The organism is Klebsiella sp. JN_Kp126 (assembly GCF_033843325.1).
GTDB lineage: Bacteria > Pseudomonadota > Gammaproteobacteria > Enterobacterales > Enterobacteriaceae > Klebsiella > Klebsiella michiganensis.
The window spans coordinates 1-26,100 of record NZ_JAWXQV010000098.1 but is presented as its reverse complement, the minus strand read 5'-3'; the positions used below and the strand labels follow the sequence as shown (position 1 = coordinate 26,100).

General features: G+C 53.7%; 29 protein-coding genes. 19 read left to right on the top strand and 10 right to left on the bottom strand.

Features of this window, described 5'->3' with window-relative positions; genetic code table 11:
- Positions 1-72: 72 nt before the first annotated feature.
- A complete protein-coding gene (locus tag SIK97_RS27895; RefSeq protein WP_004854424.1) occupies positions 73-1,416 on the bottom strand; it encodes a glycoside-pentoside-hexuronide (GPH):cation symporter in 1,344 nt (447 codons plus the stop codon).
- 107 nt (positions 1,417-1,523) lie between these two features.
- Between SIK97_RS27895 and SIK97_RS27890 the strand changes: the two genes are divergently transcribed.
- The 3 genes from SIK97_RS27890 to SIK97_RS27880 all read left to right on the top strand — a co-directional run bounded on the left by SIK97_RS27890 (position 1,524) and on the right by SIK97_RS27880 (position 4,744).
- Positions 1,524-2,390, top strand: coding sequence for a helix-turn-helix domain-containing protein (locus SIK97_RS27890; protein ID WP_038423701.1), 867 nt, complete (start codon positions 1,524-1,526; stop codon positions 2,388-2,390).
- Between the two features lie 128 nt (positions 2,391-2,518).
- On the top strand, positions 2,519-4,162 hold the full coding sequence (locus SIK97_RS27885; protein ID WP_057173195.1) for a glycoside hydrolase family 43 protein: 1,644 nt from the start codon (positions 2,519-2,521) through the stop codon (positions 4,160-4,162).
- A gap of 78 nt (positions 4,163-4,240) precedes the next feature.
- Positions 4,241-4,744, top strand: coding sequence for a M48 family metallopeptidase (locus tag SIK97_RS27880; RefSeq protein ID WP_025108311.1), 504 nt, complete (start codon positions 4,241-4,243; stop codon positions 4,742-4,744).
- On the opposite strand, the gene SIK97_RS27875 is transcribed toward SIK97_RS27880, so the two are convergent.
- Both SIK97_RS27875 and SIK97_RS27870 read right to left on the bottom strand, forming a co-directional pair.
- Complete coding sequence (locus SIK97_RS27875; RefSeq protein ID WP_004105955.1) at positions 4,724-5,098, bottom strand: type II toxin-antitoxin system death-on-curing family toxin; 375 nt, start codon at positions 5,096-5,098, stop codon at positions 4,724-4,726. The two genes, SIK97_RS27880 and SIK97_RS27875, sit on opposite strands and share 21 nt — an antisense overlap.
- Positions 5,095-5,316, bottom strand: coding sequence for a type II toxin-antitoxin system Phd/YefM family antitoxin (locus SIK97_RS27870; RefSeq protein ID WP_004105957.1), 222 nt, complete (start codon positions 5,314-5,316; stop codon positions 5,095-5,097). Before SIK97_RS27870 ends, SIK97_RS27875 begins: the two co-directional genes overlap by 4 nt.
- A gap of 159 nt (positions 5,317-5,475) precedes the next feature.
- On the opposite strand from SIK97_RS27870, the gene SIK97_RS27865 reads away from it, so the two are divergent.
- The 3 genes from SIK97_RS27865 (at position 5,476) to sstT (ending at position 9,186) form a co-directional block, all read left to right on the top strand.
- Positions 5,476-6,465 (top strand): Gfo/Idh/MocA family protein, encoded by a 990-nt coding sequence (locus SIK97_RS27865; protein ID WP_057173194.1) that lies wholly within the window; start codon positions 5,476-5,478, stop codon positions 6,463-6,465.
- A 250-nt stretch (positions 6,466-6,715) separates the two neighbouring features.
- Positions 6,716-7,684: a TerC family protein gene (locus SIK97_RS27860; RefSeq protein ID WP_032751374.1), complete on the top strand. Its 969-nt coding sequence runs from the start codon at positions 6,716-6,718 to the stop codon at positions 7,682-7,684.
- Positions 7,685-7,938: 254 nt separating this feature from the next.
- Positions 7,939-9,186, top strand: a complete 1,248-nt coding sequence (gene sstT / locus SIK97_RS27855) for a serine/threonine transporter SstT (protein WP_032751376.1) — start codon at positions 7,939-7,941, stop codon at positions 9,184-9,186.
- 18 nt (positions 9,187-9,204) lie between these two features.
- On the opposite strand, the gene SIK97_RS27850 is transcribed toward sstT, so the two are convergent.
- The 3 genes from SIK97_RS27850 to uxaC all read right to left on the bottom strand — a co-directional run bounded on the left by SIK97_RS27850 (position 9,205) and on the right by uxaC (position 12,872).
- Positions 9,205-9,759, bottom strand: coding sequence for a YgjV family protein (locus SIK97_RS27850; RefSeq protein WP_057173193.1), 555 nt, complete (start codon positions 9,757-9,759; stop codon positions 9,205-9,207).
- Between the two features lie 194 nt (positions 9,760-9,953).
- Positions 9,954-11,441 (bottom strand): UxaA family hydrolase, encoded by a 1,488-nt coding sequence (locus SIK97_RS27845; RefSeq protein ID WP_014226935.1) that lies wholly within the window; start codon positions 11,439-11,441, stop codon positions 9,954-9,956.
- Positions 11,442-11,459: 18 nt separating this feature from the next.
- Complete coding sequence (gene uxaC / locus SIK97_RS27840; RefSeq protein WP_025108313.1) at positions 11,460-12,872, bottom strand: glucuronate isomerase; 1,413 nt, start codon at positions 12,870-12,872, stop codon at positions 11,460-11,462.
- A gap of 481 nt (positions 12,873-13,353) precedes the next feature.
- Between uxaC and SIK97_RS27835 the strand changes: the two genes are divergently transcribed.
- The 11 genes from SIK97_RS27835 to SIK97_RS27785 all read left to right on the top strand — a co-directional run bounded on the left by SIK97_RS27835 (position 13,354) and on the right by SIK97_RS27785 (position 20,798).
- On the top strand, positions 13,354-14,655 hold the full coding sequence (locus tag SIK97_RS27835) for an MFS transporter (RefSeq protein WP_004854445.1): 1,302 nt from the start codon (positions 13,354-13,356) through the stop codon (positions 14,653-14,655).
- Positions 14,656-14,782: 127 nt separating this feature from the next.
- Complete coding sequence (gene exuR, locus SIK97_RS27830; protein ID WP_004854448.1) at positions 14,783-15,559, top strand: transcriptional regulator ExuR; 777 nt, start codon at positions 14,783-14,785, stop codon at positions 15,557-15,559.
- Positions 15,560-15,895: 336 nt separating this feature from the next.
- The gene (gene yqjA / locus SIK97_RS27825; RefSeq protein ID WP_004125499.1) at positions 15,896-16,558 is read left to right on the top strand and encodes a DedA family general envelope maintenance protein YqjA; all 663 of its coding nucleotides are present in this window, start codon (positions 15,896-15,898) and stop codon (positions 16,556-16,558) included.
- A gap of 8 nt (positions 16,559-16,566) precedes the next feature.
- The gene (gene mzrA, locus SIK97_RS27820; protein WP_192845379.1) at positions 16,567-16,944 is read left to right on the top strand and encodes an EnvZ/OmpR regulon moderator MzrA; all 378 of its coding nucleotides are present in this window, start codon (positions 16,567-16,569) and stop codon (positions 16,942-16,944) included.
- A 149-nt stretch (positions 16,945-17,093) separates the two neighbouring features.
- Complete coding sequence (locus tag SIK97_RS27815; RefSeq protein ID WP_014226939.1) at positions 17,094-17,462, top strand: DUF1090 domain-containing protein; 369 nt, start codon at positions 17,094-17,096, stop codon at positions 17,460-17,462.
- Positions 17,463-17,507: 45 nt separating this feature from the next.
- Positions 17,508-17,813: a DUF883 family protein gene (locus tag SIK97_RS27810; protein ID WP_004854453.1), complete on the top strand. Its 306-nt coding sequence runs from the start codon at positions 17,508-17,510 to the stop codon at positions 17,811-17,813.
- Between the two features lie 2 nt (positions 17,814-17,815).
- Positions 17,816-18,214: a phage holin family protein gene (locus SIK97_RS27805; RefSeq protein ID WP_004854455.1), complete on the top strand. Its 399-nt coding sequence runs from the start codon at positions 17,816-17,818 to the stop codon at positions 18,212-18,214.
- Complete coding sequence (locus tag SIK97_RS27800) at positions 18,211-18,510, top strand: YqjK-like family protein (protein ID WP_032693244.1); 300 nt, start codon at positions 18,211-18,213, stop codon at positions 18,508-18,510. The genes SIK97_RS27805 and SIK97_RS27800 overlap by 4 nt, the downstream gene beginning before the upstream one ends.
- 344 nt (positions 18,511-18,854) lie before the next feature.
- Positions 18,855-19,247 (top strand): DoxX family protein, encoded by a 393-nt coding sequence (locus SIK97_RS27795; protein WP_004125512.1) that lies wholly within the window; start codon positions 18,855-18,857, stop codon positions 19,245-19,247.
- A gap of 69 nt (positions 19,248-19,316) precedes the next feature.
- Complete coding sequence (locus SIK97_RS27790; RefSeq protein ID WP_032693245.1) at positions 19,317-20,303, top strand: glutathione S-transferase family protein; 987 nt, start codon at positions 19,317-19,319, stop codon at positions 20,301-20,303.
- Between the two features lie 126 nt (positions 20,304-20,429).
- Complete coding sequence (locus SIK97_RS27785) at positions 20,430-20,798, top strand: DUF805 domain-containing protein (RefSeq protein WP_004105984.1); 369 nt, start codon at positions 20,430-20,432, stop codon at positions 20,796-20,798.
- A 36-nt stretch (positions 20,799-20,834) separates the two neighbouring features.
- Here the strand turns inward: SIK97_RS27785 and SIK97_RS27780 are convergent, their stop codons facing one another.
- Positions 20,835-21,731 carry a LysR family transcriptional regulator gene (locus tag SIK97_RS27780; protein WP_014226944.1) on the bottom strand — a complete coding sequence of 299 codons (897 nt, stop codon included), beginning with the start codon at positions 21,729-21,731 and terminating at the stop codon, positions 20,835-20,837.
- 104 nt (positions 21,732-21,835) lie between these two features.
- On the opposite strand from SIK97_RS27780, the gene SIK97_RS27775 reads away from it, so the two are divergent.
- Positions 21,836-22,537 carry a pirin family protein gene (locus SIK97_RS27775; protein WP_014226945.1) on the top strand — a complete coding sequence of 234 codons (702 nt, stop codon included), beginning with the start codon at positions 21,836-21,838 and terminating at the stop codon, positions 22,535-22,537.
- Between the two features lie 24 nt (positions 22,538-22,561).
- Positions 22,562-22,723: a hypothetical protein gene (locus SIK97_RS27770; RefSeq protein ID WP_162934508.1), complete on the top strand. Its 162-nt coding sequence runs from the start codon at positions 22,562-22,564 to the stop codon at positions 22,721-22,723.
- A 33-nt stretch (positions 22,724-22,756) separates the two neighbouring features.
- Here SIK97_RS27770 and SIK97_RS27765 read toward each other — a convergent pair whose 3' ends face one another.
- The 3 genes from SIK97_RS27765 to SIK97_RS27755 all read right to left on the bottom strand — a co-directional run bounded on the left by SIK97_RS27765 (position 22,757) and on the right by SIK97_RS27755 (position 25,590).
- A complete protein-coding gene (locus tag SIK97_RS27765) occupies positions 22,757-23,167 on the bottom strand; it encodes a Spy/CpxP family protein refolding chaperone (RefSeq protein ID WP_014226947.1) in 411 nt (136 codons plus the stop codon).
- A gap of 466 nt (positions 23,168-23,633) precedes the next feature.
- The gene (locus tag SIK97_RS27760; RefSeq protein ID WP_032751389.1) at positions 23,634-24,041 is read right to left on the bottom strand and encodes a hypothetical protein; all 408 of its coding nucleotides are present in this window, start codon (positions 24,039-24,041) and stop codon (positions 23,634-23,636) included.
- Positions 24,034-25,590 (bottom strand): PAAR domain-containing protein, encoded by a 1,557-nt coding sequence (locus tag SIK97_RS27755; protein WP_234625439.1) that lies wholly within the window; start codon positions 25,588-25,590, stop codon positions 24,034-24,036. Before SIK97_RS27755 ends, SIK97_RS27760 begins: the two co-directional genes overlap by 8 nt.
- Between the last annotated feature and the right edge of the window lie 510 nt (positions 25,591-26,100).

Here is a 26,100-nt window from a genome sequence, read left to right as displayed (position 1 = left end):
GAGTTTATACGCAAACTTCGCCCAGTAGAATAGAGATGCGCCGATTATCTCCATCTGCCGGGCGACAGTCCGTTACGCCGGGAGGTCGTCCTGCGCCAGGCGCGACAGGCGTTTATCGTCCAGGCTGTACTTGCTCATGATAACAATCAGCAGCGCCACCAGTACCCCGGGGAAGACGGTGAACAGCAGCGCGATCATCTGCAGCGCGGAGTCGGTTTGCTGCGCTGCGCCGCCAACGTAGTCGCCCCATGCCAGCATATAGCCCACCAGCGCGCCGCCGATGGCGATCCCCAGCTTGATGGCAAACAGGTTTGTTGAAAAAACGATCCCGCTGAGTTTTTTACCGCTGCGTTTCTCTTCCGCATCGATAATATCGGACAGCATGCTCCACTGCAGCGGCGTGGCGGCCAGCTGAATAATATTGATGATAATCACCAGCGCAAAGATAGCGGCCACGTTCCCCGCCGGGACGAAGTACATGCCTATCAGCAGCGCCGCCTCGATGGCCATCGAGATTTTAAACCCTTTCACTTTATCAATATTTTTAAAGATAAACGGGGAGAGCATCGCCCCCAGCACGCCGGAAGCCAGGGTGGTGGTCAGCAGCAGACTGCCCAGATCCGCCCGTCCCATAATGTTGTTGACGTAATAGAGCGTGGTCCCGCCTTTAAACAGCACCGCAATCAGGTTAACGACGTTGAGCGCGAAGAGAATGCGCCAGTCCTTGTTGGCGAGCAGGGTTTTCAGATCGTCAAGAATGCTGCTTTGATTGTTGACCGCGATATCCGTGGTGTAGCGCTCTTTCGTCAGGCCGAAGCAGATAAAGAACAGAATGATGCTCAGGCACCCCATCACAATCATGGTGTAAAAATAGCCGTTTTGCACATTACCCTGACCCAGCCAGGCCACCAGCGGCAGCGCGGTCAGCGAGACAATCAGACCGCCGAGCGTACTGAGCGCAAAGCGCCAGGACTGAAGCGAAACGCGCTCGCGGGAATCGTTAGAGATATTATTGATCATCGCGCAATACGGAACGTTAATCGCCGTATAGACCAGCGATAATAAGGTATAAGAAACATAGGCGTAAATCAGCTTGCCGGTATAGCCAAAATCCGGCGTATAAAACGTTAAGCAGCAAAGTACGCCAAAAGGAATCGCGAACCATAAAATATAAGGGCGGAATTGCCCATATTTAGTCCGGGTACGATCCGCCACCGCCCCCATTAATACATCGGTGACCGCATCTAATACCCTGACTGCGAGAAACATGGTCCCCATATGCGCCGGACTTAAACCAAATACGTCGGTATAAAACCAGGCCATAAACAGCATCACCGTCTGCCAGACTAAATTACAGCCGGTATCCCCTAACCCATAGCTAAATTTTTCTTTAATACTGATACGGGCAGTGTTCATCGCGCCTCCGCCAGAAAGATCGTTAATATTTGTCCTCTGTACGTTATTGCTTAGGGCTTACCGATTATGTATAAATCATCCTGTTAAATATAAGAAGAGTGTACCCGATGAGTGATGAATCTCCCGTTTTCGAAAAGATCCCCGTGGGCGCCGGCGAGCTATTTACCCTGCGGGTAGATAACATAAATGATTTCAATGGCATAAACGTAGTCCCGCATTTTCATATGATGGACGAACTGATGTGGTTCCGAGAGTCGGAGGGCAGCTATTCGATTGGTGATGAGAAATTTACGATAAAAAACAATACCCTGATTTTCGTCCCCGCCTTACTGATCCATGAAATGACGCTCCCGGCCGCCGCCAGCCACAAGCGTTATCTTATGCAATTCGAAAAAGAGTGGCTCGAGGGATACGACCTGTCGCTCCCCGCCGCCCACTGCGGCGCGGTCGCTTACCTTTCCGGCGAGGAAGCCGAGCGCCTGGAGCTGCTGCTGAGCTGGTGCGGCGAGTTCAGCGACTTTACCGATTCGCTGTTTCGCTCCCTGATGCAGAGCGTACTGCTGCACGCCTTTAATAGCCTGAAAGATTCCGTCCCCATTACCGAACGCACCAACCACCGCTATCTGAGCGAGCTGATCGAACTTCTGCAATCTATTGATGAAAATGAAAATTTTGAGATGACAACCGAAGAAGCCGCCCGCCGCTGCCGGTGGTCGAAATCCTGGTTTTCCCGCACCTTTAAATCCGCCTTCGGCATCAGCTTCAAAAAATTTATGCTGCTGCGCAAACTGAATATCGCTATCAATCTACTGACCAACACCGACCTGAAGATTAGCGATATCTCGCAAAGCGCCGGCTTCACCGACAGTGCCTACTTCTGCCTCAAGTTTAAAGAGATGATGAACGACACCCCGCTGGCCTTCCGTCACAAAGTCAGAAGCACCGATGCCGTAGGGCGTCGGGCGGAGAAATAACGCGTTTTTGTGAGCCGCATCACCGGATAAGTAGACGTTTATTATATAAATAGCCAGAGTCTATATATCCCCGTCGCCATCGCCTATTTACAATCATCGCTATATTTTGCGCATTAAGGGTAAATACGATGATTCAGAATCCTGTTTTTAAAGGTTTTAATCCTGACCCCAGTATCTGTCGGCGCGGCGATGATTATTATGTGGCGGTCTCTTCCTTTGAATGGTTTCCCGGTCTGCCGGTTTACCATTCGAGGGATTTAAAACATTGGCAATTACTTACTCACGTTCTTACCGATGATAATAATCCGGATTTAAAAAAGCTGCCCTCCGCCAAAGGCATTTGGGCACCGAGCCTGACCTGGTGTGAAGAGGAAAAGCTGTTCTACGTTATTTATGGCGTGATGAATTCCATGAATTCACGTTATTTCGATGTAGATAACTATCTTATTACCGCCAGTGAAATCACCGGCCCGTGGAGTGAGCCGGTTTATCTCCACTCTGCCGGGTTCGATGCCTCCATTTTGCACGATACCGACGGAAAAAAATGGATCGTTTCCCTGGAGTGGGAAACCCGCGAAGGTTACGAAAAACCGGGCGCCATTTGCCTGGTGGAGTATTCGCCGCAAACGCGAAGCGTTGTCGGCTATCCGCAGCGGATCTGGCGCGGCGGTACCGATCGCGGCTGTATTGAAGCACCGCATTTGACGCGCCGCGGCGACTATTACTACCTGATGGTCGCCGAAGGCGGCACCGGCTACGGCCATGCGGTCACCATGGCGCGCGCAACGCAGGTCGCCGGCCCCTATGAAGGCGATCCGCAAAACCCCATCGTCACCTCCTGGCCGGAGAACTTTAACGCGCGCCACGACGCAGACCATCTCAAACCACACTACTTCAATCCGCAAACCTATCTGCAAAAAGCCGGGCACGGCAGCTACGTCGAGACCCCGACGGGCGAAGTCTGGTTAACCCATCTTTGCAGCAGACCCTTCCGCCAGGCGCTGCGCTGCCCGCTGGGCCGCGAGACGGCGATACAAAAGATGGTATGGAGCGACGATGGCTGGCTGCGCATGGCGGCCAGGGGAAACCTCGCTCAGCACCAGGTGGAAGAGTCTAATCTGCCTTCTCAGCCGTTTCCGGCTAAACCAGACAGGGATGATTTTGATGGGCAGACGCTGGATAACGCCTTCTATGCGCCGCGGATCCGCTTTCAGCGCTTTACCAGCCTTGAACGTAAAGCGGGCTACCTTGCCTTACGTGGCCAGGAGTCGCTGAGCTCGCTCAATAAAGTCAGCCTGCTGGCGAAAAAGCTCACCTCGGTATACGCCACCATCGTCACGAAGATGGATTTCAGCCCGGAGATTTATCAGCACAGCGCCGGCCTGACGCTCTACTACGACAACATGAACTATCTGTTTTTGCATAAAACCTGGGATGAAGCCTCCGGCGCAGCGCAGCTGGCCATCATTTATATGGATAACGGCGAGCGTCACGACGACCCGCAGAAAATCCGCCTTGCGGAGGGAGAAGTCTATCTGGCGATGGCGATTAACGGCCGGGAGATACGGTGCTCGTGGTCCGCGGATGGCGAAAAATACCAAAACATCGGCGCGGTCTACGACACCTCGCGTTTTTCCGATGAATACAGCCGCTACGGCGAGTTTACCGGCGCGTTTGTCGGCATGGCCTGCGTGGATAGCATGCTGCATCGTAAAGAGGCGCTGTTTGACTTCTTTAGCTACCGGGCGGTAGAAGACGCGATAATCGAGTAACGCCGCCTTTCTGGCATCCTGCCCGCGCGGGGTGCTAGAATCCCCGGCAGTTGTCGCTGAATGACCCAAACAGGCTGCATGAGCACTTTAACCTATCTCCAGGGCTACCCTGAATCCCTGCTGGCGCAGGTCACCGCGTTAATCGAACAGAACCGTCTCGGCGAGGTGCTGAAAAAGCGCTATCCGCAGGGTCACGATATCAACAACGATAAAGCGCTGTACCAGTATACCCAGGATCTGAAGTCCCGTTATCTGCGCGGCGCGGCGCCGATCAATAAGGTGATGTACGACAACAAGATCCACGTGCTCAACAACGCGCTCGGCCTGCATACCGCCATCTCCCGCGTTCAGGGCGGCAAGCTGAAGGCCAAAGCCGAAATTCGCGTCGCCACCGTCTTTCGCGATGCGCCGGTGGATTTTCTGCGGATGATCGTGGTGCACGAGCTGGCGCACCTGAAGGAAAAAGAGCACAACAAAGCGTTCTATCAGCTGTGCTGCCATATGGAGCCGCAGTACCATCAGCTGGAGTTTGATACCCGCCTGTGGCTGACCCAGCTTTCGTTAGAGCGCCAATTGCCGTAACGCATCAGCAAGAACCACTACCGTAGCTTCGCCTGTCGCAGCCAGCACAGTGAGTTCTTCCAACCGGGTATCTTCATCAGCGATAAGATACCCATTGCGGGCCAGGAACGTCATGGTGATAAAAAAAGCAGTCCTCTTATTACCATCATTAAAAATGTGCCCACGCGCGATAGCGACCCAATAGGTTGCAGCCAGTTCAAAAATGTCGTTCACCCCTTCATAGTGAAAGCGGTTCTGTACACGATAAATTATGGCTTCCGCCCGACCAGGATCGGACATACCTTTAACGCCGGGGAGATGTTGTAAAATGCGATCATGAAAGGCAATGACTTCGCTTGCGCTCACCCATTTCATCGATCGGTCAACGCCTTAACTGTGCGGCCGTGTCGCTGCATAATAAAATCAAACTCCGCATCAAGTTTGGCATTCATAAACGTTTCATATTCCGCCTTACTGATCAAAACATTAGACGTTCCATCACGCCGTGTAATTTCAATCGGTTCTCCGCTGGCAGCGGCGTCCATGACGGCCGCAATATTCTGTCTGGCTTCAGATGTACTGTATGAGCGCATAAATTTCTCCCGGCTTGAATTGTACACATTAATTGTACGCTTTATGCGTACATCAGACAACTCACCACTCTTCGAGCTTCTGCGCCATAGCGCACTGGTTTTGTCATGATGGCGTGCTACAGTGACGAAAGGTCCCTTTTACGGAGTTCGTCAACGTTTATGATACGTTTCGCAGTTGTTGGCACAAACTGGATAACCAAGCAGTTTGTCGATGCCGCCCATGAAACCGGCAAATATAAACTCACCGCCATCTACTCCCGCAGCCTTGAGCAAGCCCAGGCCTTCGCCAGCGACTATCCCGTCGAACATCTGTTCACTTCGCTGGAAGATTTAGCGCAAAGCCCTGACGTTGACGCGGTCTATATCGCCAGCCCAAACTCGCTGCACTTCCCGCAAACCCGCCTGTTTCTGCGCCATAAAAAGCACGTGATTTGCGAAAAACCGCTGGCCTCGAACCTGCAGGAAGTTGAAGCCGCGATCAAAACGGCGCGGGAAAATAACGTGGTGCTCTTCGAAGCGTTCAAAACCGCCAGCCTGCCAAACTTCCAGCTGCTTAAACAGTCGTTCGACAAGATCGGCAAGCTGCGCAAAGCCTTTATTAACTACTGCCAGTACTCTTCCCGCTATCAGCGCTATCTCGACGGCGAAAATCCCAATACCTTCAATCCGGCCTTCTCTAACGGCTCGATTATGGACATCGGCTTTTACTGTCTGGCCTCCGCGGTGGCGCTGTGGGGCGAGCCTCGCGCGGTGCACGCAACCGCCAGTCTGCTGGAGAGCGGCGTCGATGGCCAGGGCACGGTCGTTCTCAGCTACGGGGATTTTGATGTCACCCTGCACCACTCGAAGGTCAGCGATTCCGCCATCCCCAGCGAAATTCAGGGCGAAGCCGGCGCGCTGGTGATCGAAAAAATCTCCGAATGCCAGAAAGTGTGCTTCGTGCCGCGCGGCGGCAAGCCTCAGGATCTCACCCAGCCGCAGCATATCAATACGATGCTGTATGAAGCGGAGGAGTTCGCTCGCCTGGTCGAAGCCAACGAGGTGGCTCATCCGGGTCTGGAAGTGAGCCGCATCACGGCGAAGTTGCTGAGCGAAATTCGTCGCCAGACCGGCGTGGTCTTCCCGGCGGATAGTCAACCGGTGGCGTAAAGCTGTGTAAATGGTCCGTCGGCCTCCATTGACGCCATTTATAACCTGTAATACTTTGTTACGCGCAAAGGGGAGTAACTTCCTTGCCGGCCGATCGTCATTACGATGCGTGAAAAACCGCATCCGGTCGCCGGGCAACAGATTCTTGTTGTAAGTGAGACCTTGCCGGAAGGCGAGGTCTATGCATAAAAGCGCAGCGGCTGCCGTCTTCCGACGTCAGCCGTTTTGTTTTTATGTAAGGAATATCGTAATGAATACTGTCGGCACACCGTTGTTATGGGGCGGATTCGCAGTGGTCGTGGTCATCATGCTGGCTATCGATCTGCTGCTGCAGGGACGGCGTGGTGCGCATAGCATGACCATGAAGCAGGCCGCTGGCTGGTCCATTCTCTGGGTTACCCTCTCGCTGCTGTTTAACGCCGCTTTCTGGTGGTATCTGGTGCAGACCGAAGGTCGCGCCGTGGCCGACCCGCAAGCGCTGGCGTTCCTCACCGGCTACCTGATCGAGAAAGCGCTGGCCGTGGATAACGTCTTCGTCTGGCTGATGCTGTTCAGCTACTTTGCCGTTCCTCCTGCGCTACAGCGTAGAGTGCTGGTTTACGGCGTACTGGGCGCGATCGTGCTGCGTACGATCATGATCTTCGCCGGCAGCTGGCTGATTTCTCAGTTTGAATGGCTGCTCTACGTCTTCGGCGCATTCCTGCTGTTTACCGGCGTGAAGATGGCGCTGGCGAAAGAGGACGATTCCGGGATCGGCGATAAACCGCTGGTGCGCTGGATCCGCAATCATCTGCGCATGACGGATAAAATCGAAGGTGAACACTTCTTTACCCGCAAAAACGGCGTTATCTACGCCACGCCGCTGCTGCTGGTGCTGATTCTGGTCGAGCTAAGCGACGTTATCTTTGCCGTCGACAGCATTCCGGCCATCTTCGCCGTGACCACCGATCCGTTTATCGTGCTGACCTCAAACCTGTTCGCGATTCTCGGCCTGCGTGCGATGTATTTCCTGCTGGCGGGCGTCGCGGAGCGTTTCTCCATGCTGAAGTACGGCCTGTCGGTGATTCTGGTGTTTATCGGCATCAAGATGCTGATTGTCGATTTTTACCATATTCCCATCGGCATTTCGCTGGGCGTGGTCGGCGGTATTCTGGTGCTGACGCTGCTGATCAACGCCTGGGTCAATAAGCAGAACGATCGGAAAAAACAGCTGCAGTAAGACGTAAACGGCCGGGTGAAGACCCGTTTCACCCGGTCGGCAACGTTTGCCGCGCATTATTCTTACTCATGTCACAAAATAGTTAATACATAGTTAAAAAATAAGATCCCAGCGCGATAAACAGCATTTTACCCTTCCCCAGAAGCATTCTTTCCGTATACTCAACCAGGCAAACATCTATTTACATCCGGACATAAACGTTACAAATAACACGTAGCCGGGACGAACAGCGACATCACTGGAAGGAATGAATTATGGCAACCCCATCACCCCGATCGACTCTGCTACGGCGACTGGCTCAGGGCAGTCTGGTCAAACAAATTTTAATTGGTCTGGTACTCGGCGTGCTGCTGGCGACGGTCTCAAAACCGGCCGCCGTGGCGGTTGGGCTGCTGGGTACGCTGTTCGTCGGCGCGCTGAAAGCGGTGGCGCCGGTGCTGGTACTGATGCTGGTCATGGCCTCTATCGCCAACCATCAGCAGGGTCAAAAAACCAGCATCCGCCCGATTCTGTTCCTCTATCTGCTGGGGACTTTTGCCGCCGCGTTAACCGCGGTGCTGTTCAGCTTCCTCTTTCCGTCAACGCTGCACCTGAGCGCGGCGGCAGAGAGCATCACCCCTCCGTCGGGTATCGTCGAAGTCCTGCGCGGGCTGCTGATGAGCATGGTTTCTAACCCCATTAACGCGCTGCTGAACGCCAACTATATCGGGATTCTGGTCTGGGCCGTCGGTTTAGGATTCGCGCTGCGCCACGGCAATGAAACCACCAAAAATCTGATTAACGACATGTCCCACGCGGTGACCTTTATCGTTAAAGTGGTGATTCGCTTTGCGCCGCTGGGTATCTTCGGTCTGGTCGCATCAACGCTGGCGACGACCGGTTTTGAAACCCTGTGGGGCTACGCCCAACTGCTGCTGGTGCTGGTTGGCTGTATGCTGCTGGTGGCGCTGGTGATTAACCCGCTGCTGGTGTTCTGGAAAATCCGCCGCAACCCGTATCCGCTGGTGATGACCTGCCTGCGCGAAAGCGGCGTATATGCCTTCTTTACCCGCAGCTCCGCCGCCAACATTCCGGTGAATATGGCCCTGTGCGAAAAGCTGAATCTGGATCGCGATACCTATTCGGTCTCTATTCCGCTGGGCGCGACCATAAACATGGCCGGCGCGGCGATTACCATCACGGTTCTGACCCTGGCGGCCGTACACACGCTTAATGTTCCGGTCGATCTGCCGACCGCGCTGCTGCTGAGCGTGGTCGCCTCGCTGTGCGCCTGCGGCGCCTCCGGCGTGGCGGGCGGGTCGCTGCTGCTGATCCCGCTGGCCTGTAATATGTTTGGTATCCCGAACGATATCGCCATGCAGGTGGTCGCCGTGGGCTTCATTATCGGCGTTCTGCAGGACTCCTGCGAAACCGCGCTGAACTCCTCGACCGATGCGCTGTTCACCGCCGCCGCCTGTATCGCTGAAGACGAACAGCTGGCGAAAAACGCCCTGCGCAGTTAATCTCACCTTTCCCCTCCGCTAACGCGCGGAGGGGTTCTCTTTCTGCCCCGCCTTTTCCGCTTTAAACGGATCGATACCGCGCTTTTGCATCCGCCGGAATCGGATGATATTCAGACCGTTCATCAACAGGAAGCTGCCTTCAATCAGGGTGCCGCCGATCGAGCCCAGCCAAAAGTTGTGGATCACCCAGCAGGCGGTCGAACACCACATGACGCAGCGGACGGTTAGACCCGAGCAGCGAAAGAGCGCCCAGGTACTGGCCAGGGTGCCAATAATCGGCAGCAGCTCCATGGCGTGCTGCAGCTTCGCCAGCCCCAGCACCAGGGTGAGCACGATAAACAGGGCCATCACCCGCAGCCTGCGGGTGCGCATGGAGATCAGGGTGCGGACGGTATTCAGCTCGGCGCTCATTCCCGCCGGCCAGGCGCCCATCAAAAAGAAATGCACGCCAATGGTGGCGCTATAGACGGCCAGCTGTAGCTTAAAGCGACGCTCATCGCGGTTGAAAAAGGTCGTAATCCCGATCAGAAAGGCGATAACGCCGACGCCCTGGGCAAGCCAGTATGCGGTCATGGAAAGTCCTTATAAAACAAAACGGCGCATCATTATCTGAAACGCCGCTTCCGGAATACCGCCCTTTTATTACTCTAAAGATTTCGCGCCACAGCAAGGCGGCAAGTTTAGACATCCCCGGGAGCTTACTGAAGTAAGTGACCGGGGTGGATAAATGCTGCCAACACAGCGGTGGTGCGAAAGATGACGAGTAATTAAAGGGTGACGCCGCTTTTGAAAATAGCCAGCTCGCGGAAATCATTACGCTCATTGCAGGTCTGCTTACCGTTCGCAAAAGCCACAATGGTATCGACAAACTCCTCCAGCAGCTGCGGCATCGCTTTACCGTGAATCAGCTGACCGGCATCGAAGTCGATCCAGTGTTTTTTCTTTGCCGCCAGTTCGCTGTTGGTGGCAATTTTCACCGTTGGCACAAAACCGCCGTACGGCGTGCCGCGACCGGTGCTGAAGAGCACCATATGGCAGCCCGCGCCGGCCAGGGCACTGGTCGCAACCGCATCGTTGCCCGGGGCGCTCAGCAGGTTCAGGCCGTGCACTTTTAGCCGCTCGCCATAGCGCAGGACGTCGACCACCTGGCTGGAGCCCGCTTTCTGCGTGCAGCCCAGCGACTTATCCTCCAGCGTCGTGATACCGCCCGCTTTGTTGCCCGGCGATGGATTCTCATAAATCGGCTGGTCATGAGCGATAAAGTACTGTTTAAAATCATTAACCATCGTCACCAGCTTGCCAAACGTCTCTTCATCGCGACAGTGGCTCATCAGCAGCTGCTCGGCGCCGAACATTTCCGGCACTTCGGTCAGCACGGTGGTGCCGCCGTTGGCAATCAGATAATCCGAGAAGCGGCCCAGCATCGGGTTTGCGGTGATGCCGGACAAACCGTCAGAGCCGCCGCACTCAAGACCAAACTTCAGTTCGCTCAGCTTACCCGGCTCGCGCTTGTCGTGGCGCATCACTTCATATAGCTGGCGCAGATGCTCCAGCCCGGCTTCCACTTCGTCATCCTGGTGCTGGCAGATCATAAAGTGGACGCGGTCAGGGTCGAACTCGCCCAGCGTTTCGCGGAAGGCATCAACCTGATTGTTTTCGCAGCCCAGGCCGACCACCAGTACCGCCCCGGCGTTCGGGTGGCGCACCATATTTTGCAGCATGGTACGGGTGTTGATGTGATCGTCACCGAGCTGTGAGCAGCCGTAGGTATGGCTGAAGAGATGAACGCCGTCGATACCTTCCGCGTCGTTGGTTTCCTTCAGAAAACGGTTCTGCATCTGGCGCGCCATGGCGTTAACGCAGCCGACGGTCGGCAGGATCCACAGCTCGTTGCGCACCCCGACTTCACCGTTGGCGCGACGATAAATCTGGATGTCGCGATCCGCCGGCTGCGCGGCGGGTTCGATCAGATCCGGTTGATAGCTGTACGCGTCGAGATCGCTTAAGTTAGTACGCGTATTATGGGAGTGTATATGTTCCCCCGGCGCAATATCCGCCAGCGCATGCCCTATCGGCAGACCATACTTAATGACGTTGTCTCCCTTCGCAATGCCGCGCAGCGTAAACTTATGCCCGCGCGCAATATCCTGCGCCAACGTGACCGTATCGCCGTCAATGGTGACTACCGTGCCTGCCGCCATATCCGCCAACGCTACCGCGACGTTATCGTGCGAATGGATTTTAATGTATTGCATATCAACCGACCTCTGGTCTTAGTTCAGTTCAATGGCGAAGTAGTCACGCGCATTGTTAAAGCAAATGTTTTTCACCATCTCGCCCAGCAGCTGAATATCCGCCGGCGCTTCTCCCGCTTCAACCCAGCGGCCAATCATCTGGCACAGGATGCGGCGGAAGTATTCATGACGGGTGTAGGAGAGGAAGCTGCGGCTATCGGTCAGCATCCCGACAAAGCGGCTCAGCAGGCCAAGCTGCGCCAGCTGGGTCATCTGACGTTCCATACCGTCTTTCTGATCGTTGAACCACCAGCCGGAACCGAACTGCATCTTGCCCGGCATGCCTTCGCCCTGGAAGTTGCCGATCATGGTACCCAGCACTTCGTTGTCGCGCGGGTTCAGGCAGTAGAGGATCGTTTTCGGCAGCAGGTTTTCTTCGTTCTGTTTGCTGAGCAGTTTGGACAGCTCTTCCGCCATCGGGCGGTCATTAATGGAGTCAAACCCTACATCCGGCCCTAACAGTTTGAACTGGCGCAGGTTGTTGTTGCGCAGCGCGCCGATGTGGTACTGCTGCACCCAGCCGCGACGGGCGTATTCCGCGCCGAGGAAGACCAGAACCGCCGTTTTGAACTGCGCGACTTCATGCTCGCTGAGGGCTTCACCCGCCAGACGACGCGCCAGGATGCTATCCAGTTCGCTTTCGTTGGCTTCGGCGAACAGCACCACGTCGAGCGCGTGGTCAGACACTTTACAACCGTGAGCGGCGAAGTGATCCAGACGTTTGGTCAGCGCGGACTGGAGGTCGGCAAAGCGGCGAATGTCGGTGTCAGACACTTCACCCAGCTTCGCCATGTAGTCGTTGAAGGTGGCCTGTTCGATGTTGAAGGCTTTGTCCGGGCGCCAGCTCGGCAGTACTTTCACGGAGAATGAACTGTCTTTAGCGACGGCGGCGTGATGCTCCAGCGAATCGACCGGATCGTCGGTGGTGCCGACCATTTTCACGTTCATCTGCTGCATGATGCCGCGAGCGGAAAAGCTATCCTGCGCCAGCAGATCGTTGCACTGATTCCAGATTTCATCCGCCGTCGCCGGAGAGAGAACCTTACCTGTAATACCAAAAGGACGGCGCAGCTCAAGATGCGTCCAGTGGTATAACGGGTTACCGATGGTATGCGGTACGGTGGCCGCCCAGGCGTCAAATTTCTCGCGATCGGAAGCATCGCCGGTGCACAAACGCTCGGCTACGCCGTTAGTACGCATCGCGCGCCATTTATAGTGATCGCCTTTCAGCCAGATGTCATACAGATTTTTGAAACGATAATTCTCCGCGATCTGCTGCGGCGGCAGGTGGCAGTGATAGTCAAAAATCGGTTGGTCTTTCGCGTAATCGTGGTACAGGCGGCGGGAAAACTCGGTATCAAGCAGAAAATCTTCGGTCATAAACGGTGTCATTTTCGTGTCCTCTTCGCCCCCTGGGGAGCCCATCAGATGATTGACTATAATGCTGACAAAGTTATCACACCAATTTCCACAGGCCGAAGTATTTTTCGTGAGTTAGATCAATAAACGATGACAAAAAAAGTACCATCAAAGGAGTAAACGCCCCGCCAGAGCGCGCCAGCTCTGGCCTTTTTCGCATGAACGAATGCCCACACAAACTTTCCCACTTTTGTGACGTCACTCAACTTTTGAAGTTGTATGACAAGTTATCTTGCTGCCGTCGAAACATATAAACCGACGGAATGCATTACCGACGAACTATCACGTCGGATTTACCGGTATGGACACCGAATTAGACACAACAGTTAATGGCAAGGTTCGGGCCATACGAGGTTTCCTCTCCTGAACCCTCCGTTTCACCTTCTTCGCCTCAGTTACAGGGCTGGAAGATAGCCGCACCCGCTGCGGATATATAACAAACGATGAGGTTTACATGCGTAAAATTAAAGGGTTACGTTGGTACATGATCGCACTGGTGACGTTAGGTACCGTGCTGGGGTACCTGACGCGTAACACTGTGGCGGCAGCTGCGCCGACTCTGATGGAAGAGTTACACATCTCCACCCAACAGTATTCCTATATCATCGCGGCCTATTCCGCTGCCTATACCGTTATGCAACCCGTTGCCGGCTACGTGCTGGATGTTTTAGGCACTAAAATCGGCTATGCCTTCTTTGCTATCGCATGGGCGGTGTTCTGCGGCTCTACGGCGCTGGCGGGAAGCTGGGGCGGTCTGGCGCTGGCGCGCGGCGCGGTGGGTGCCGCCGAAGCGGCAATGATCCCTGCGGGCCTGAAAGCCAGCTCCGAATGGTTCCCGGCAAAAGAGCGTTCTATCGCCGTTGGCTACTTCAACGTCGGCTCCTCGATCGGCGCCATGATTGCCCCACCGCTGGTGGTTTGGGCCATCGTGATGCACAGCTGGCAGATGGCGTTTATTATCTCCGGCGTTCTGAGCTTTGCCTGGGCGATGGCGTGGCTGATTTTCTACAAACACCCGCGCGATCAGAAAAAATTAACTGAAGAAGAACGCGACTACATTATCGGCGGCCAGGAATCTCAGCATCAGACCAACAACGGCAAGAAAATGTCGCCGTGGCAGATTCTGCGCAACCGTCAGTTCTGGGGTATCGCCCTGCCGCGTTTCCTCGCCGAGCCGGCGTGGGGGACCTTCAACGCCTGGATCCCGCTGTTCATGTTTAAAGTCTACGGCTTTAACCTGAAAGAGATCGCGATGTTTGCGTGGATGCCGATGCTGTTTGCCGATCTTGGCTGTATCGTTGGGGGCTATCTGCCGCCGCTGTTCCAGCGCTGGTTTGGCGTTAACCTCATCGTTTCGCGCAAAATGGTCGTCACCCTGGGCGCGGTGCTGATGATTGGCCCGGGGATGATCGGCCTGTTCACCAGCCCGTTTGTCGCTATCGCCCTGCTGTGCGTCGGCGGCTTTGCTCACCAGGCGCTGTCCGGTGCGTTAATTACCCTCTCTTCCGACGTGTTTGGGCGTAACGAAGTAGCGACGGCGAACGGCATGACCGGTATGGCCGCCTGGCTGGCGAGCACGATGTTTGCCCTGGTGGTTGGCGCGCTGGCGGACACTATCGGCTTTAGCCCGCTGTTCGCCGTGCTGGCGGTTTTCGATGTGCTGGGCGCCGTGGTTATCTGGACCGTGCTGAAAAATAAATCGGCGGATGACGACACGACACCGCTGGAAACGAGTAAACCCGCCACGCAAAGCTAGAGGCACGCGAGTTATCCCCTCCGAAAGCCGCCTTGATTAAGGCGGCTTTTTCGTCTCTTCTTATGGTGAGAAGCGCGTAAAAGTGGTATAACAAATCCAATATTGTCGCCATCTCCCGGGAGCGAATATGGAAATCACTGAATCGCGTCGTCTGTATCAGCAGCTTGCTGCTGAGCTTAAAACGCGCATTGAACAAGGTGTCTACCTTGTGGGCGATAAGCTACCCGCAGAGCGGTTTATCGCTGATGAAAAAAGCGTAAGTCGTACCGTGGTTCGCGAAGCCATCATTATGCTGGAAGTTGAAGGCTACGTTGAGGTCCGCAAAGGCTCCGGCATCCACGTCATCTCTAATCATCCAAAACATCAGCAAATTGCCGACGAATCGCTGGAATTTGCCAATTATGGTCCTTTTGAGCTGTTGCAGGCCCGTCAGCTGATAGAAAGCAATATTGCCGAATTCGCGGCGACTCAGGTGACCAAGCAGGACATCATGAAGCTGATGGAAATCCAGGAAAAAGCGCGTAAAGAGAAGTGCTTCCGCGATTCCGAATGGGATCTTCAGTTCCATGTCCAGGTCGCGCTGGCGACGCAAAATACGGCGTTAGCCGCTATCGTCGAAAAAATGTGGACCCAGCGCGTGCATAACCCGTACTGGAAAAAACTGCACGACCATATCGACTCACGTACCGTCGATAACTGGTGCGACGATCATGACCAAATTCTTAAAGCGCTGATTCGCAAAGATCCGCATGCGGCTAAGCTGGCGATGTGGCAGCATCTGGAAAATACCAAGCTGATGTTGTTCAACGAAACCAGCGACGACTTTGAATTCAATGCCGATCGCTACCTGTTTGCCGATAATCCCGTGGTTCATCTCGATACGGCCGCCAACGGCGTAAAATAGACGTTCTCCTTCTGCAGGGCAGCGATTCCTCCGCTGCCCGTAAAGCCTCAGGGTAAGCAAAGCATATATAGTGTCAGCCTGTGTAAATACACTCGCCACCCTCCTTCGCAATCAGCAAAATCAGAATGCAACAAACTGCAATTTCTATGACGTAAAGTCAGCGGGTTTGTTACAATTAGATGCATTTTGTCGTTCTGAGAGTTAGCTTTGGCTTACTTCACTTTTAAACAGGGAACCGTTCAGAGCGCAGTAGCGACCATAATCTAATAAAAAGCTATGTCGCCGTGCATATACCGCGTTCAGACGTGCCGTTAACCGATGTACCAGGAATCGTGAATGGAACTATTAACCCAATTATTGAACGCCTTGTGGGCTCAGGATTACGAAACTCTCGCTAATCCCTCCATGATTGGCATGCTGTACTTTGTCTTATTTATGATTTTGTTCCTTGAGAACGGTTTGCTGCCCGCCGCCTTTTTGCCCGGCGATAGCCTGCTTGTGCTGGTCGGCGTCCTGATAGCCAAAGGCGCGATGGGCTTTCCGGAAACGCTGCTGCTGCTCACCGCGGCGGCAAGTCTCGGCTGCTGGCTGAGCTATATTCAGGGCCGATGGCTTGGCAATACGCGAATCGTACAAAACTGGCTATCGCACCTCCCTTCGCACTATCATCAGCGCGCGCATCACCTGTTCCATAAGCACGGGCTTTCCGCACTGCTGATTGGCCGCTTTATCGCTTTCGTTCGTACGCTGCTGCCGACCATCGCCGGGCTATCAGGCCTGAGCAGCGCACGCTTCCAGTTTTTTAACTGGATGAGCGGGCTGCTGTGGGTTCTGATCCTGACCTCGCTGGGATACCTGCTGGGGAAAACGCCGGTATTCCTGAAGTATGAAGATCAGCTGATGTCCTGCCTGATGCTGCTGCCCGTCGCGCTGCTGGTGTTTGGCCTGATAGGTTCGCTGATTGTCCTGTGGAAGAAAAAATACAGAAGCCGGGGCTAACAATGGAGATGACACGCTCCTCTCTGCGTCAGATAAGCTGGGTGCTGGGCGGTTCGCTACTCCTGTGCGGCCTGTTCTGGCTCTGGCTCACCGTGCAACAGCAGGAATCCACGCTGGCTATTCGTCCCGTTAGCCAGGGTATCAGCATGCCGGACGGTTTTTCCGTCTGGCACCATCTCGACGCTAACGGTATCGGTTTTAAAAGCATTACGCCGCAGAATGACGGTTTGCTTATCAAGTTTGACTCCAGCGCTCAGGGCGCTGCGGCAAAAGAAGTTTTGGGCCGCGCTCTACCGCATGGTTATATTATCGCTTTAGTGGAAGACGATGATTCGCCTACCGCCTGGATTTCGCGCCTGCGCGATACGCCGCACAGATTCGGGTAATCCACGAAAATTCCGAATATATTCACCCTGTTTGGTGATTTCCCGGTTTACTTACTATCATTAAGTTTGCGGGCGTCACCAGACTCACGTTACTCAACTGGATAGGGGATATCCTGAGATATTCCCCCACACAATGGAAGGTCGTATCCATGAAACACCGCATCGCTTTGATCCTGGTTCTGTCATCACTGAGCGCCAGCGCCTTTGCCATCTCCCCTTGCCAGGAAAAAGAGCAGGATATCCAGCGGGAGATCAGCTACGCAGAAAAGCATCATAACCAGCACCGTATTGACGGTCTGAAAAAGGCGCTGAGCGAAGTAAAAGCGCACTGCAGCGACAGCCAGCTCAAAGCCGATCACCAGAAAAAAATCGCCAAACAGCAGGAAGAAATTACCGAACGTCGGAACGACCTGCGCGAAGCCGAACAGAAAGGCGATGCTGACAAAATCAGCAAGCGTCAACGTAAACTTGATGAAGCGCAGCAGGAACTGAAAGAGCTGCAGTCTCGCGAGTACTAATCGATTAAGCAAGACCAATATGGACCACTTTAACAGGAGATAAACATGGCTAAAGATAACGTTGCAGAAGACCTGCGTGCGGAACTGAAGACGCTGGCTGATACCCTGGAAGAAGTGCTGAACTCCTCCACGGATAAGTCGAAAGAAGAGATTGGTAAGCTGCGCAGTAAAGCCGAAAGCGCGCTGAAGGAAAGCCGTGTTCGCCTGGGTGAAACCAGCGATGCTCTCCTGAAGCAAACGCGAGAAACCGCTGCGCGTGCAGATGAATACGTCCGTGAAAACCCCTGGACCGGCGTGGGAATTGGTGCTGCCGTCGGGCTGGTACTGGGTGTCCTGCTGACGCGTCGTTAATTATGGCGAACTCTAAAAGCACGCAAGGGCCTGGGCAAAGCGTTTTCGGCATCGGACAGCGAATAGTCACTTTGCTGGTCGAGATGGTGGAAACGCGCCTGCGCCTGGTCGTCGTGGAGCTGGAAGAGGAGAAAGCCAATCTCTTCCAGCTGTTCCTGATGCTCGGGCTGACGCTGCTGTTTGCCGCGTTCGGGCTGATGAGCATGCTGGTGCTCATCATCTGGGCCGTCGATGCGCAGTATCGGCTCAACGTGATGATCGCCACCACCGCTATCCTGCTGCTGGCAGCGCTCATTGGCGGTATCTGGACCTTACGCAAAGCCCGACGTTCAACGTTCCTGCGCTTCACGCGTCAGGAGCTGGCTAACGACCGCGCATTGCTGGAGGACGATAAGCCATGAGCCGCGAACAGCAGGAACGCGAACGACAAAAAGCGCTTTTGCTGCGCCTGATCCAACAGCAGCGGCTGGACCTTAGCGCCAGCCACCGCCACTGGATTGAAGCGACCGCGCCCATTGATCGCGGCTGGAACACCTTCCTCAATCTGCGTTCATGGGCAATGGTCGGCAGCGGCATCGTGGCAATATGGTCCGTTCGCCATCCGCGCTTTTTGATGCGCTGGGCAAAACGCAGCCTCGGTATCTGGAGCACCTGGCGGATGGCCCGCAAGCTGTTGCAGCAGTCCGCATCGCGCTAAGGGTAATGACCGGGTCCGGCGCCAGCCGCCGCCCGGCATCCCTCTCGCCCCACTGTCCCCGTCAGGTTTGCCCCTCTTCTTGCTCACCAGCAGACCGCTTTCGCCTTTCAGCGTCTACCGTCATTTTGCGCAGCACCGCCTGTACGACCCGCTACAGCCCCACTTACATTCATGTCCTTTATCAATAATTACTCAGAAACTTTGAAGAAGATCTACAGTTTTCCTTGCTAACAATCACATCTCATCCTCGCTAATATCCTCTCCATCGACAGCAATCCCGCGTAACTACGCAGGATTGCACCAAAAAACAAAATCGCCGCCCTTTGGGTTTTCTGGAGTAAGAAATGAAAAAATTAGAAGATGTTGGTGTACTGGTAGCGCGCATTCTGATGCCCATTCTGTTTATCACCGCAGGTTGGGGAAAAATCACCGGTTATGCGGGTACTCAACAATATATGGAAGCCATGGGCGTCCCTGGGTTTATGCTGCCGCTGGTTATCCTGCTTGAATTCGGCGGCGGTCTGGCGATTCTGTTCGGTTTCCTGACCCGCACCACCGCGCTGTTCACCGCAGGCTTCACCGTGCTGACCGCGTTTCTGTTCCACAGCAACTTTGCTGAGGGCGTGAACTCGCTGATGTTCATGAAAAACCTGAGCATCGCAGGCGGCTTCCTGCTGCTGGCTATCACCGGTCCAGGCGCCTTTAGTATTGACCGCGTCCTGAATAAAAAGTGGTAAGCGCACTATACTAGTAAATAAAAAAGCGAGGGGACTTCTCCTCGCTTTTGCTATCTGAAGGAGGAAATAATGGGACAATTAGTTGACGGCGTCTGGCACGATACCTGGTATGACACCAAATCCACCGGAGGGCGATTTAAGCGTTCTGTGTCCGCCTTTCGCAACTGGCTAACCGCCGACGGCGCGCCGGGCCCAAGCGGCGAAGCCGGGTTCGCTGCGGAAAAAGACCGTTACCATCTGTACGTTTCTCTGGCCTGCCCATGGGCGCATCGCACCCTGATCCTGCGCAGCCTGAAAGGACTGGAGCCGTTTATTTCCGTCTCCGTGGTCAACCCCCTGATGTTCGAGAACGGCTGGACTTTCGACGATAGCTTCCCGGCAGCGACGGGCGATACCCTCTACCAGCACGAATTTCTTTATCAGCTTTATCTGCATGCCGATCCCCACTATAGCGGGCGCGTCACGGTGCCGGTATTGTGGGACAAAAAGCAGCAAACCATCGTCAGCAATGAGTCGGCGGAAATCATCCGCATGTTGAATACCGCATTTGACGGACTGGGTGCCCGCGCTGGAGATTACTATCCGCCTGAGCTGCGCGCGCAAATTGATGAGCTGAACGGCTGGATCTATGACAACGTCAACAACGGGGTCTATAAAGCCGGATTCGCCACCAGCCAGCAGGCCTATGACGAAGCGGTCGATGGGGTATTTACGTCTCTGGAGCGTCTGGAACAAATCCTTGGTCAACACCGCTTCCTGACCGGTAACCAGCTGACGGAGGCCGATATTCGTCTGTGGACCACCCTGGTTCGTTTCGACCCGGTGTATGTGACCCACTTTAAATGCGACAAACGCCGCATCAGCGATTATCTCAATCTTTATGGCTTCCTGCGCGATATCTACCAGATGCCGGGCATCGCGGAAACGGTGGATTTTGCCCATATTCGCAACCATTACTACCGTAGCCATAAGACGATCAACCCAACCGGGATTATCTCCGTCGGCCCGCAGCAGGATCTTAACGAACCGCACGGCCGCGATCTTCGCTTCCGCTAATCCGTTGGGCGCCATTTACCGCGCCCAATAATTCACAAAACAAATATTTACCAGCATTTCATTCACGTCTATTCTTATTTCGATCGCTTTAAAAACAAGTGATTGACGGTTAATCGAGGCGTAAAAATGGACTGGTATCTTAAAGTATTAAAAAACTACATTGGATTTGGCGGCCGCGCCCGGCGCAAAGAGTACTGGATGTTTATTCTGGTCAACATCATCCTGACCGGCGTACTCAGCATTATTGATAAAATGCTCGGATGGCAGCGCGCCGGAGGGGAAGGCATTCTGACGACCATCTATGGCGTGCTGATATTCTTACCGTGGTGGGCGGTGCAGTTTCGTCGATTGCACGACACCGACCGCTCGGCATGGTGGCTGTTATTGCTGCTGATCCCCGTGATCGGCTGGCTGGTGATCCTGGTCTTCAATTGCCAGAACGGCACTCCCGGCAATAACCGCTTCGGGCCGGACCCGAAACCGACCTCTTACTAACTATGCGCCCCTCGTCAAAAAGGGGCGCATTTTGTTTTATCTTGCCATAAATAGCTTCGGGATTTCCCGCAGACACCATGATTTTGCCTCACCCATGCTGTCCCGGCGCCAGGCCATAATAATGTCGATCTCGTTGCTGTACTCCGGGCTGACCACCCGCAGGCGCCCTTCGGCAATATCCCGCTCAACCAGCGGATAGGGCATCGTGGCGACGCCCAACCCTGCCAGCAGCGCCTGGCGTTTATCTTCGATCGAGCTCACGGTTAATCGCGGCTGTTTATCAAGCAGCTGCACCGTCAGCACCGGACGTTCGCGGGCGGTGTCCGCCACCGCCACGCCGCGATACTTCACGCGCGTGACTTCAGAAAGCGGCTCAGGCTCGAGGTGAATGGGATGGTCGGGGGCGGCAACGTAGACGCTCATAACCGAGTAGAGCTTACGGGAGTTAATTTCCGAGGAGGAACGAAAATGCATATCCGGCGCAACGACAATATCCGCCCGCCCCTGCTCAAGGCGCTCCCATGCCCCGGCCAGCACTTCGGTAATAATCGACAGCTGGGTGTTCGATTTGGTCGCGAGCTTTTCAATTAGCGGAAACAGGTCGGTGGTGGGTACCAGCGCCTCGGTGACGATGGTCAGGTGCGTTTCCCAGCCGCGCGATAGCGCTTCAGCATCGGTTGTCAGCTTATCCGCCGCTTCCAGCAGAACGCGCCCGCGCTCGAGCAGCATTCGGCCAACGTTGGTGAATTTTGTTCGATGACCTGAACGGTCAAACAGAACGACATCCAGCTCTTCTTCCAGCTTTTGCATGGTATAGCTGAGCGCTGAAGGCACCCGACCAAGCTCATCAGCCGCCGCCGCAAAGCTTCCGCGCCGGTCAATCGCATCCATAACGCGTAACGCTTCCAGCGTTAATGCTCTCTCTTTAGCCATCGTTCTCTCATTCAGGAAATTTGAACATACCGGGCAGAATATCTGGCTAACAATACAGCGTCCATACCTTTACCATTGATTTAGTGTAAAGAGAGGTCAAGAAGATGATTACAACCCGAACAGCCAAACAGTGCGGTCAAGCCGACTTCGGCTGGCTGCAGGCCCGCTACACCTTTTCCTTTGGCCACTACTTCGACCCGAAATTGCTAGGTTACGCGTCGCTGCGCGTGCTCAACCAAGAAGTCCTGGCGCCCGGCGCGTCGTTCCAGCCGCGTACCTATCCGAAAGTCGACATTCTGAACCTGATACTGGAAGGTGAAGCGGAATACCGCGACAGCGATGGCAACCATATCCAGGCTAAAGCTGGCGAAGCGCTGCTGATATCCACCCAGCCCGGCGTGAGCTACAGCGAGCACAACCTGAGCAAAGAGAGCTCGCTGACGCGAATCCAGCTGTGGCTGGACGCCTGCCCGCAGCATGAAAACCCGCTGGTGCAAAAAATCGCTATCGCCGAGGGAGCGCAGCAGCTGCTGGCTTCGCCGGACGGCAGCCAGAACAGTCTCCAGCTGCGCCAGCAGGTATGGATCCACCATATCAATCTGGCGAAAGGCGAGCAGCTTAACGTGCAGCTCCACGGCCCGCGCGCCTACCTGCAGTCGATTCACGGCACGGTACATGCGCGAGTGCAGGAAGAAGAGAAACAGGCTTTGACCTGCGGTGATGGCGCGTTTATTCGTGACGAAGCTAACATTACCCTCGTTGCCGATACGCCGCTGCGCGCTTTGCTGATAGATTTACCTGTGTAACAACGGCAGTAAGGGAGTGTGTCAGTGGGCAAGAAGAAAACAAAAAAAGCGGTGCTGGCAGCATCGCAGCCGCAGCCAGAAACCATAACAACGGTTAGCTTTGGTTATGAAGAGATGTTGAGCGAACTGGAGGCGATCGTCGCAGAAGCGGAGATACGGCTCCAGGAAGAAGAAAGCGTCGCCTGACGTCAATATCGGCCCCGGCCGGGGCCGATAGATTTACTCACTCAGCGCCTGAGCTAAATCTTTTTGGACCTGCTTACGCTGTTCTGGCGTCAGGACCTGATTCACATCAAAATAGTACTTCACGCGATAATAGCGGACCTGCTGTTCGACTTTACTAAACGCCGCCAGCTGATCTTTGACCGCTTTTTCATTCCATTTTCCGGAATCAATCACATCAAATAATACGCCGTCTTTAATATCTTTCTGGGAGATCTGCTGAACGTTTTTTTCCAGCTGCTGGTGCAGGCTTTTAATTTTCGTTACCTGATCCTGGGTCAGTTTTAAGTGTTGGACAATCGGATCCTGCGCCGGGGCTGGCGCAGCGTTAACATCCGCAGCCTGTGCCGCCATTGAGAAGCCCGTAGCGAGGACGGTTGTCACTGCAATGCGAGTCATTAATTTCATTTTTTGTTTTATCCTGATTAATTATCACCGATGTGGCTGGCTATTATTTTTCATAAGCCGATGACGAAATGTAAAAAATAGTTCGCATAAATGTAGTTAAATCAGGAGATACATAATAAACATGAATGCCATAATTGAATTCATTTATTTTAAATATATTAATTAAGCGAGAAGGACGCATAACCGTATGAATCATAATGCGGTTGATGGCAGACCTGTTTCCCCCATTGTGCCGCTTTCTTGTCAGGTGGCGGCTGACGCCTTTCCTGATCGACTACACCCGCGCCGTTGCTACAACCCAAAGCAAAAGCCCCACTATTGCTGGCAGGGGTTGTCTAATAAGTTGAAACGGACCGCTCAGCCGGCTTCGTTCAACCATACGTCAGGTATCTGCGGCGCTGGGGATTGTGTCGCAGACCGTATCTCACTTTGTATGGCAGGGTAAAGCCCGCCAGGTACGTGTCTTTCACACCCAACCGTGTTTTATCGCCAGCATCAAAATCCCTGCAATTACAAAAAATACTATACTAACCAGACCAAGAAGTGCCTCTACATAAAATGGCCTGATAATCCGTTTCGGTAATCCCCGGATGAAATCTTTATCATCATTTTTGGTCAGTATTGAGCTTTTATTCCACAATAGCGGCATAAATATAAACTGCGTTTTTATGCCGTATGCGCCCTTGAAGTAAAGTGAGTTAACGTTCTCGAACAATAATACGGCATCGGGAAGGCTGCCGAACTTCTCTTTGTATAGCTGGCAGATCTCCTTAAATCTCTTTCTGTTCAGAAGTGAGACAATGACACTGGCAATGATGAACACAGTACCAAGGCAAGTAGCCACAAGGAATACTTTATCTGGAGTATTAATCATTGCTGCTTACCTTGTATAAAAGTTCACCGGAGTACTCTCCTACGGCAGATAATGCTTTATCACTCCCGTATGCTATACCACCACTTACGCCGATCGTGCAGAGCAAAGCACCTGCACCACCAGCCTCTATGGTTGCCGCTCCCAGTACTACTGCGCAGATTGAACTTGCAGCGCTGCCTTGAAGAATTCTACTTGCTAAAGCGCCCCCAGCTAAGCTGCCCGCAAACTCACCAATGGAAGTAAACGAGGTTTTGGCACAATCGCGACCAACGGTGCAGGCTTCTGTAATTTTCGCCGCGGTATCGAGGGCAGACAAGCCAAGGCCTATCTTTCCTGCGGTTTCCATCAGCTTTACGTATTTCGCCAGCTTTTCGATATGAGTGGCGTAACCTTCAATATCGCTAACGCCAGTCTCGTTCCAGCGATGAGTAATTGAACGGCTGGAGAGGCCAAGGGCCCTTTTAAGTTCGGTGTACTCGTTGAACATGAACCGATGCTTCATAAACATTTTGAGGACACTATCAAGTTGAGCAAACAGGCGACGGCGTTCAACGAAGAATTGTTCGCCAATGAGTGTGCCGTTGGTGATGTACTGGTTCTTGTAGGTTTTCTCGATCTCGACAAGGATTTTTTCTACCTGTTCAAAATATCCCTTCGCAGCTTCGGTCGCCTGTCCTGAATATCCATAGGCATCGCTCGCCTTACTGGCGGCAGCGGCGAACATCTCAATGGTGTCTTTATGCTTATAGAGAAAATTGGCCTGTTTGACAGACAGAGGGGCTAATGCTGCATCAATCCGCGCTTTCGCGGCCTGCATGTGGGCAATCTGTTCGTTGTCCTGCTTATCAGGATCAACTACCAGCATAATAGAACCGGCCGGGTATCTTTCATCTGGGCCGTTCAACGTGGCAAAGAGTTCTTTCACACCTGCTGGCGTGCTCTCTGTGAATAACAGACGTTGCCAGGCTTCTGTCGTGCCACCATACGGGATAATGGTAAAACCAGCGTCGATACCTTTGGGTTTATCAGATTTTGGCTCTTTTTTTGTAGATTGTGAGTGCTGGACGGGTTCAGGAAGATTGGCAATCTGCTGTGAGTCAATATTGGTTGGAGTGACTTCATTATCAAGCTCGTAATCATCATCGAAGTTTGAGGGTATAAGGCGCGATCTACATGGGCAAGAACTGCGGCTGTGCAACGTACCAGCAATTCTCTTACCGTGGATAGTGTCGCGAATCCCTCCCGCAATACGGTAAAGCCCTTCATGCTTGCCGCAGGTTACTCTGTGGCCTTCGCAGGCCATGGCTTTACCAAAATGCTGATGATCGGGACATCCATCAATGATGACGCCACCACAGGCAGTTTTGTCTCCCCTGAACAGATAATTACCTTTGACCCCCATTAACGTTTGCTCCTTGGTATGTTCAGGAATCCTTCCGGGATTTCGGGGGCGATCTCGTTGGTATATTGCTGCATAAGTCCCTCTATGTTTTATGAAAAAAATCATACTGGTCATTTTACAAACAATAGCCACATATTCAATAAGCATTAGACCTATGCGATGAATCGCCACGGATATTAGAGATGGAACAGCCGTTGGTATGCCTCGTCTGTATCACAGTTTGTGTCGCATTTTCACCTTTAAAGGTCTGAGACATACCAACGTATTGTTTTAGAAGTAGTTGAAGCTGACCGTTAAGCCGCTTTCTTTTGGGTACAGCGTCGTGGACAGTCATTCATCTGTCCTGTGTTTTAAACTGCCGTATGAAGCAAAAAACCTCGCCATTTCTGACGAGGGTTTTCTTTAAATGAGGAAGCTGACCGTTAAGCCGCTTTCTTTTGGGATATAGCGTCGTGGACTGGCATTCATCTGCCCTGTGTTTCAACCTGCCGTATGAAGCAAAAACCCCCGCCATCGCTGGCAGGGGTTTTGTAGAAAGTTGAAGCTGACCGTTAAGCCGCTTTCTTGTGGGGTATAGCGTCGTGGACAGTCATTCATCTGCTCTGTGTTTCAACCTGCCGTATGAAGCAAAAACCCCCGCCATCGCTGGCAGGGGTT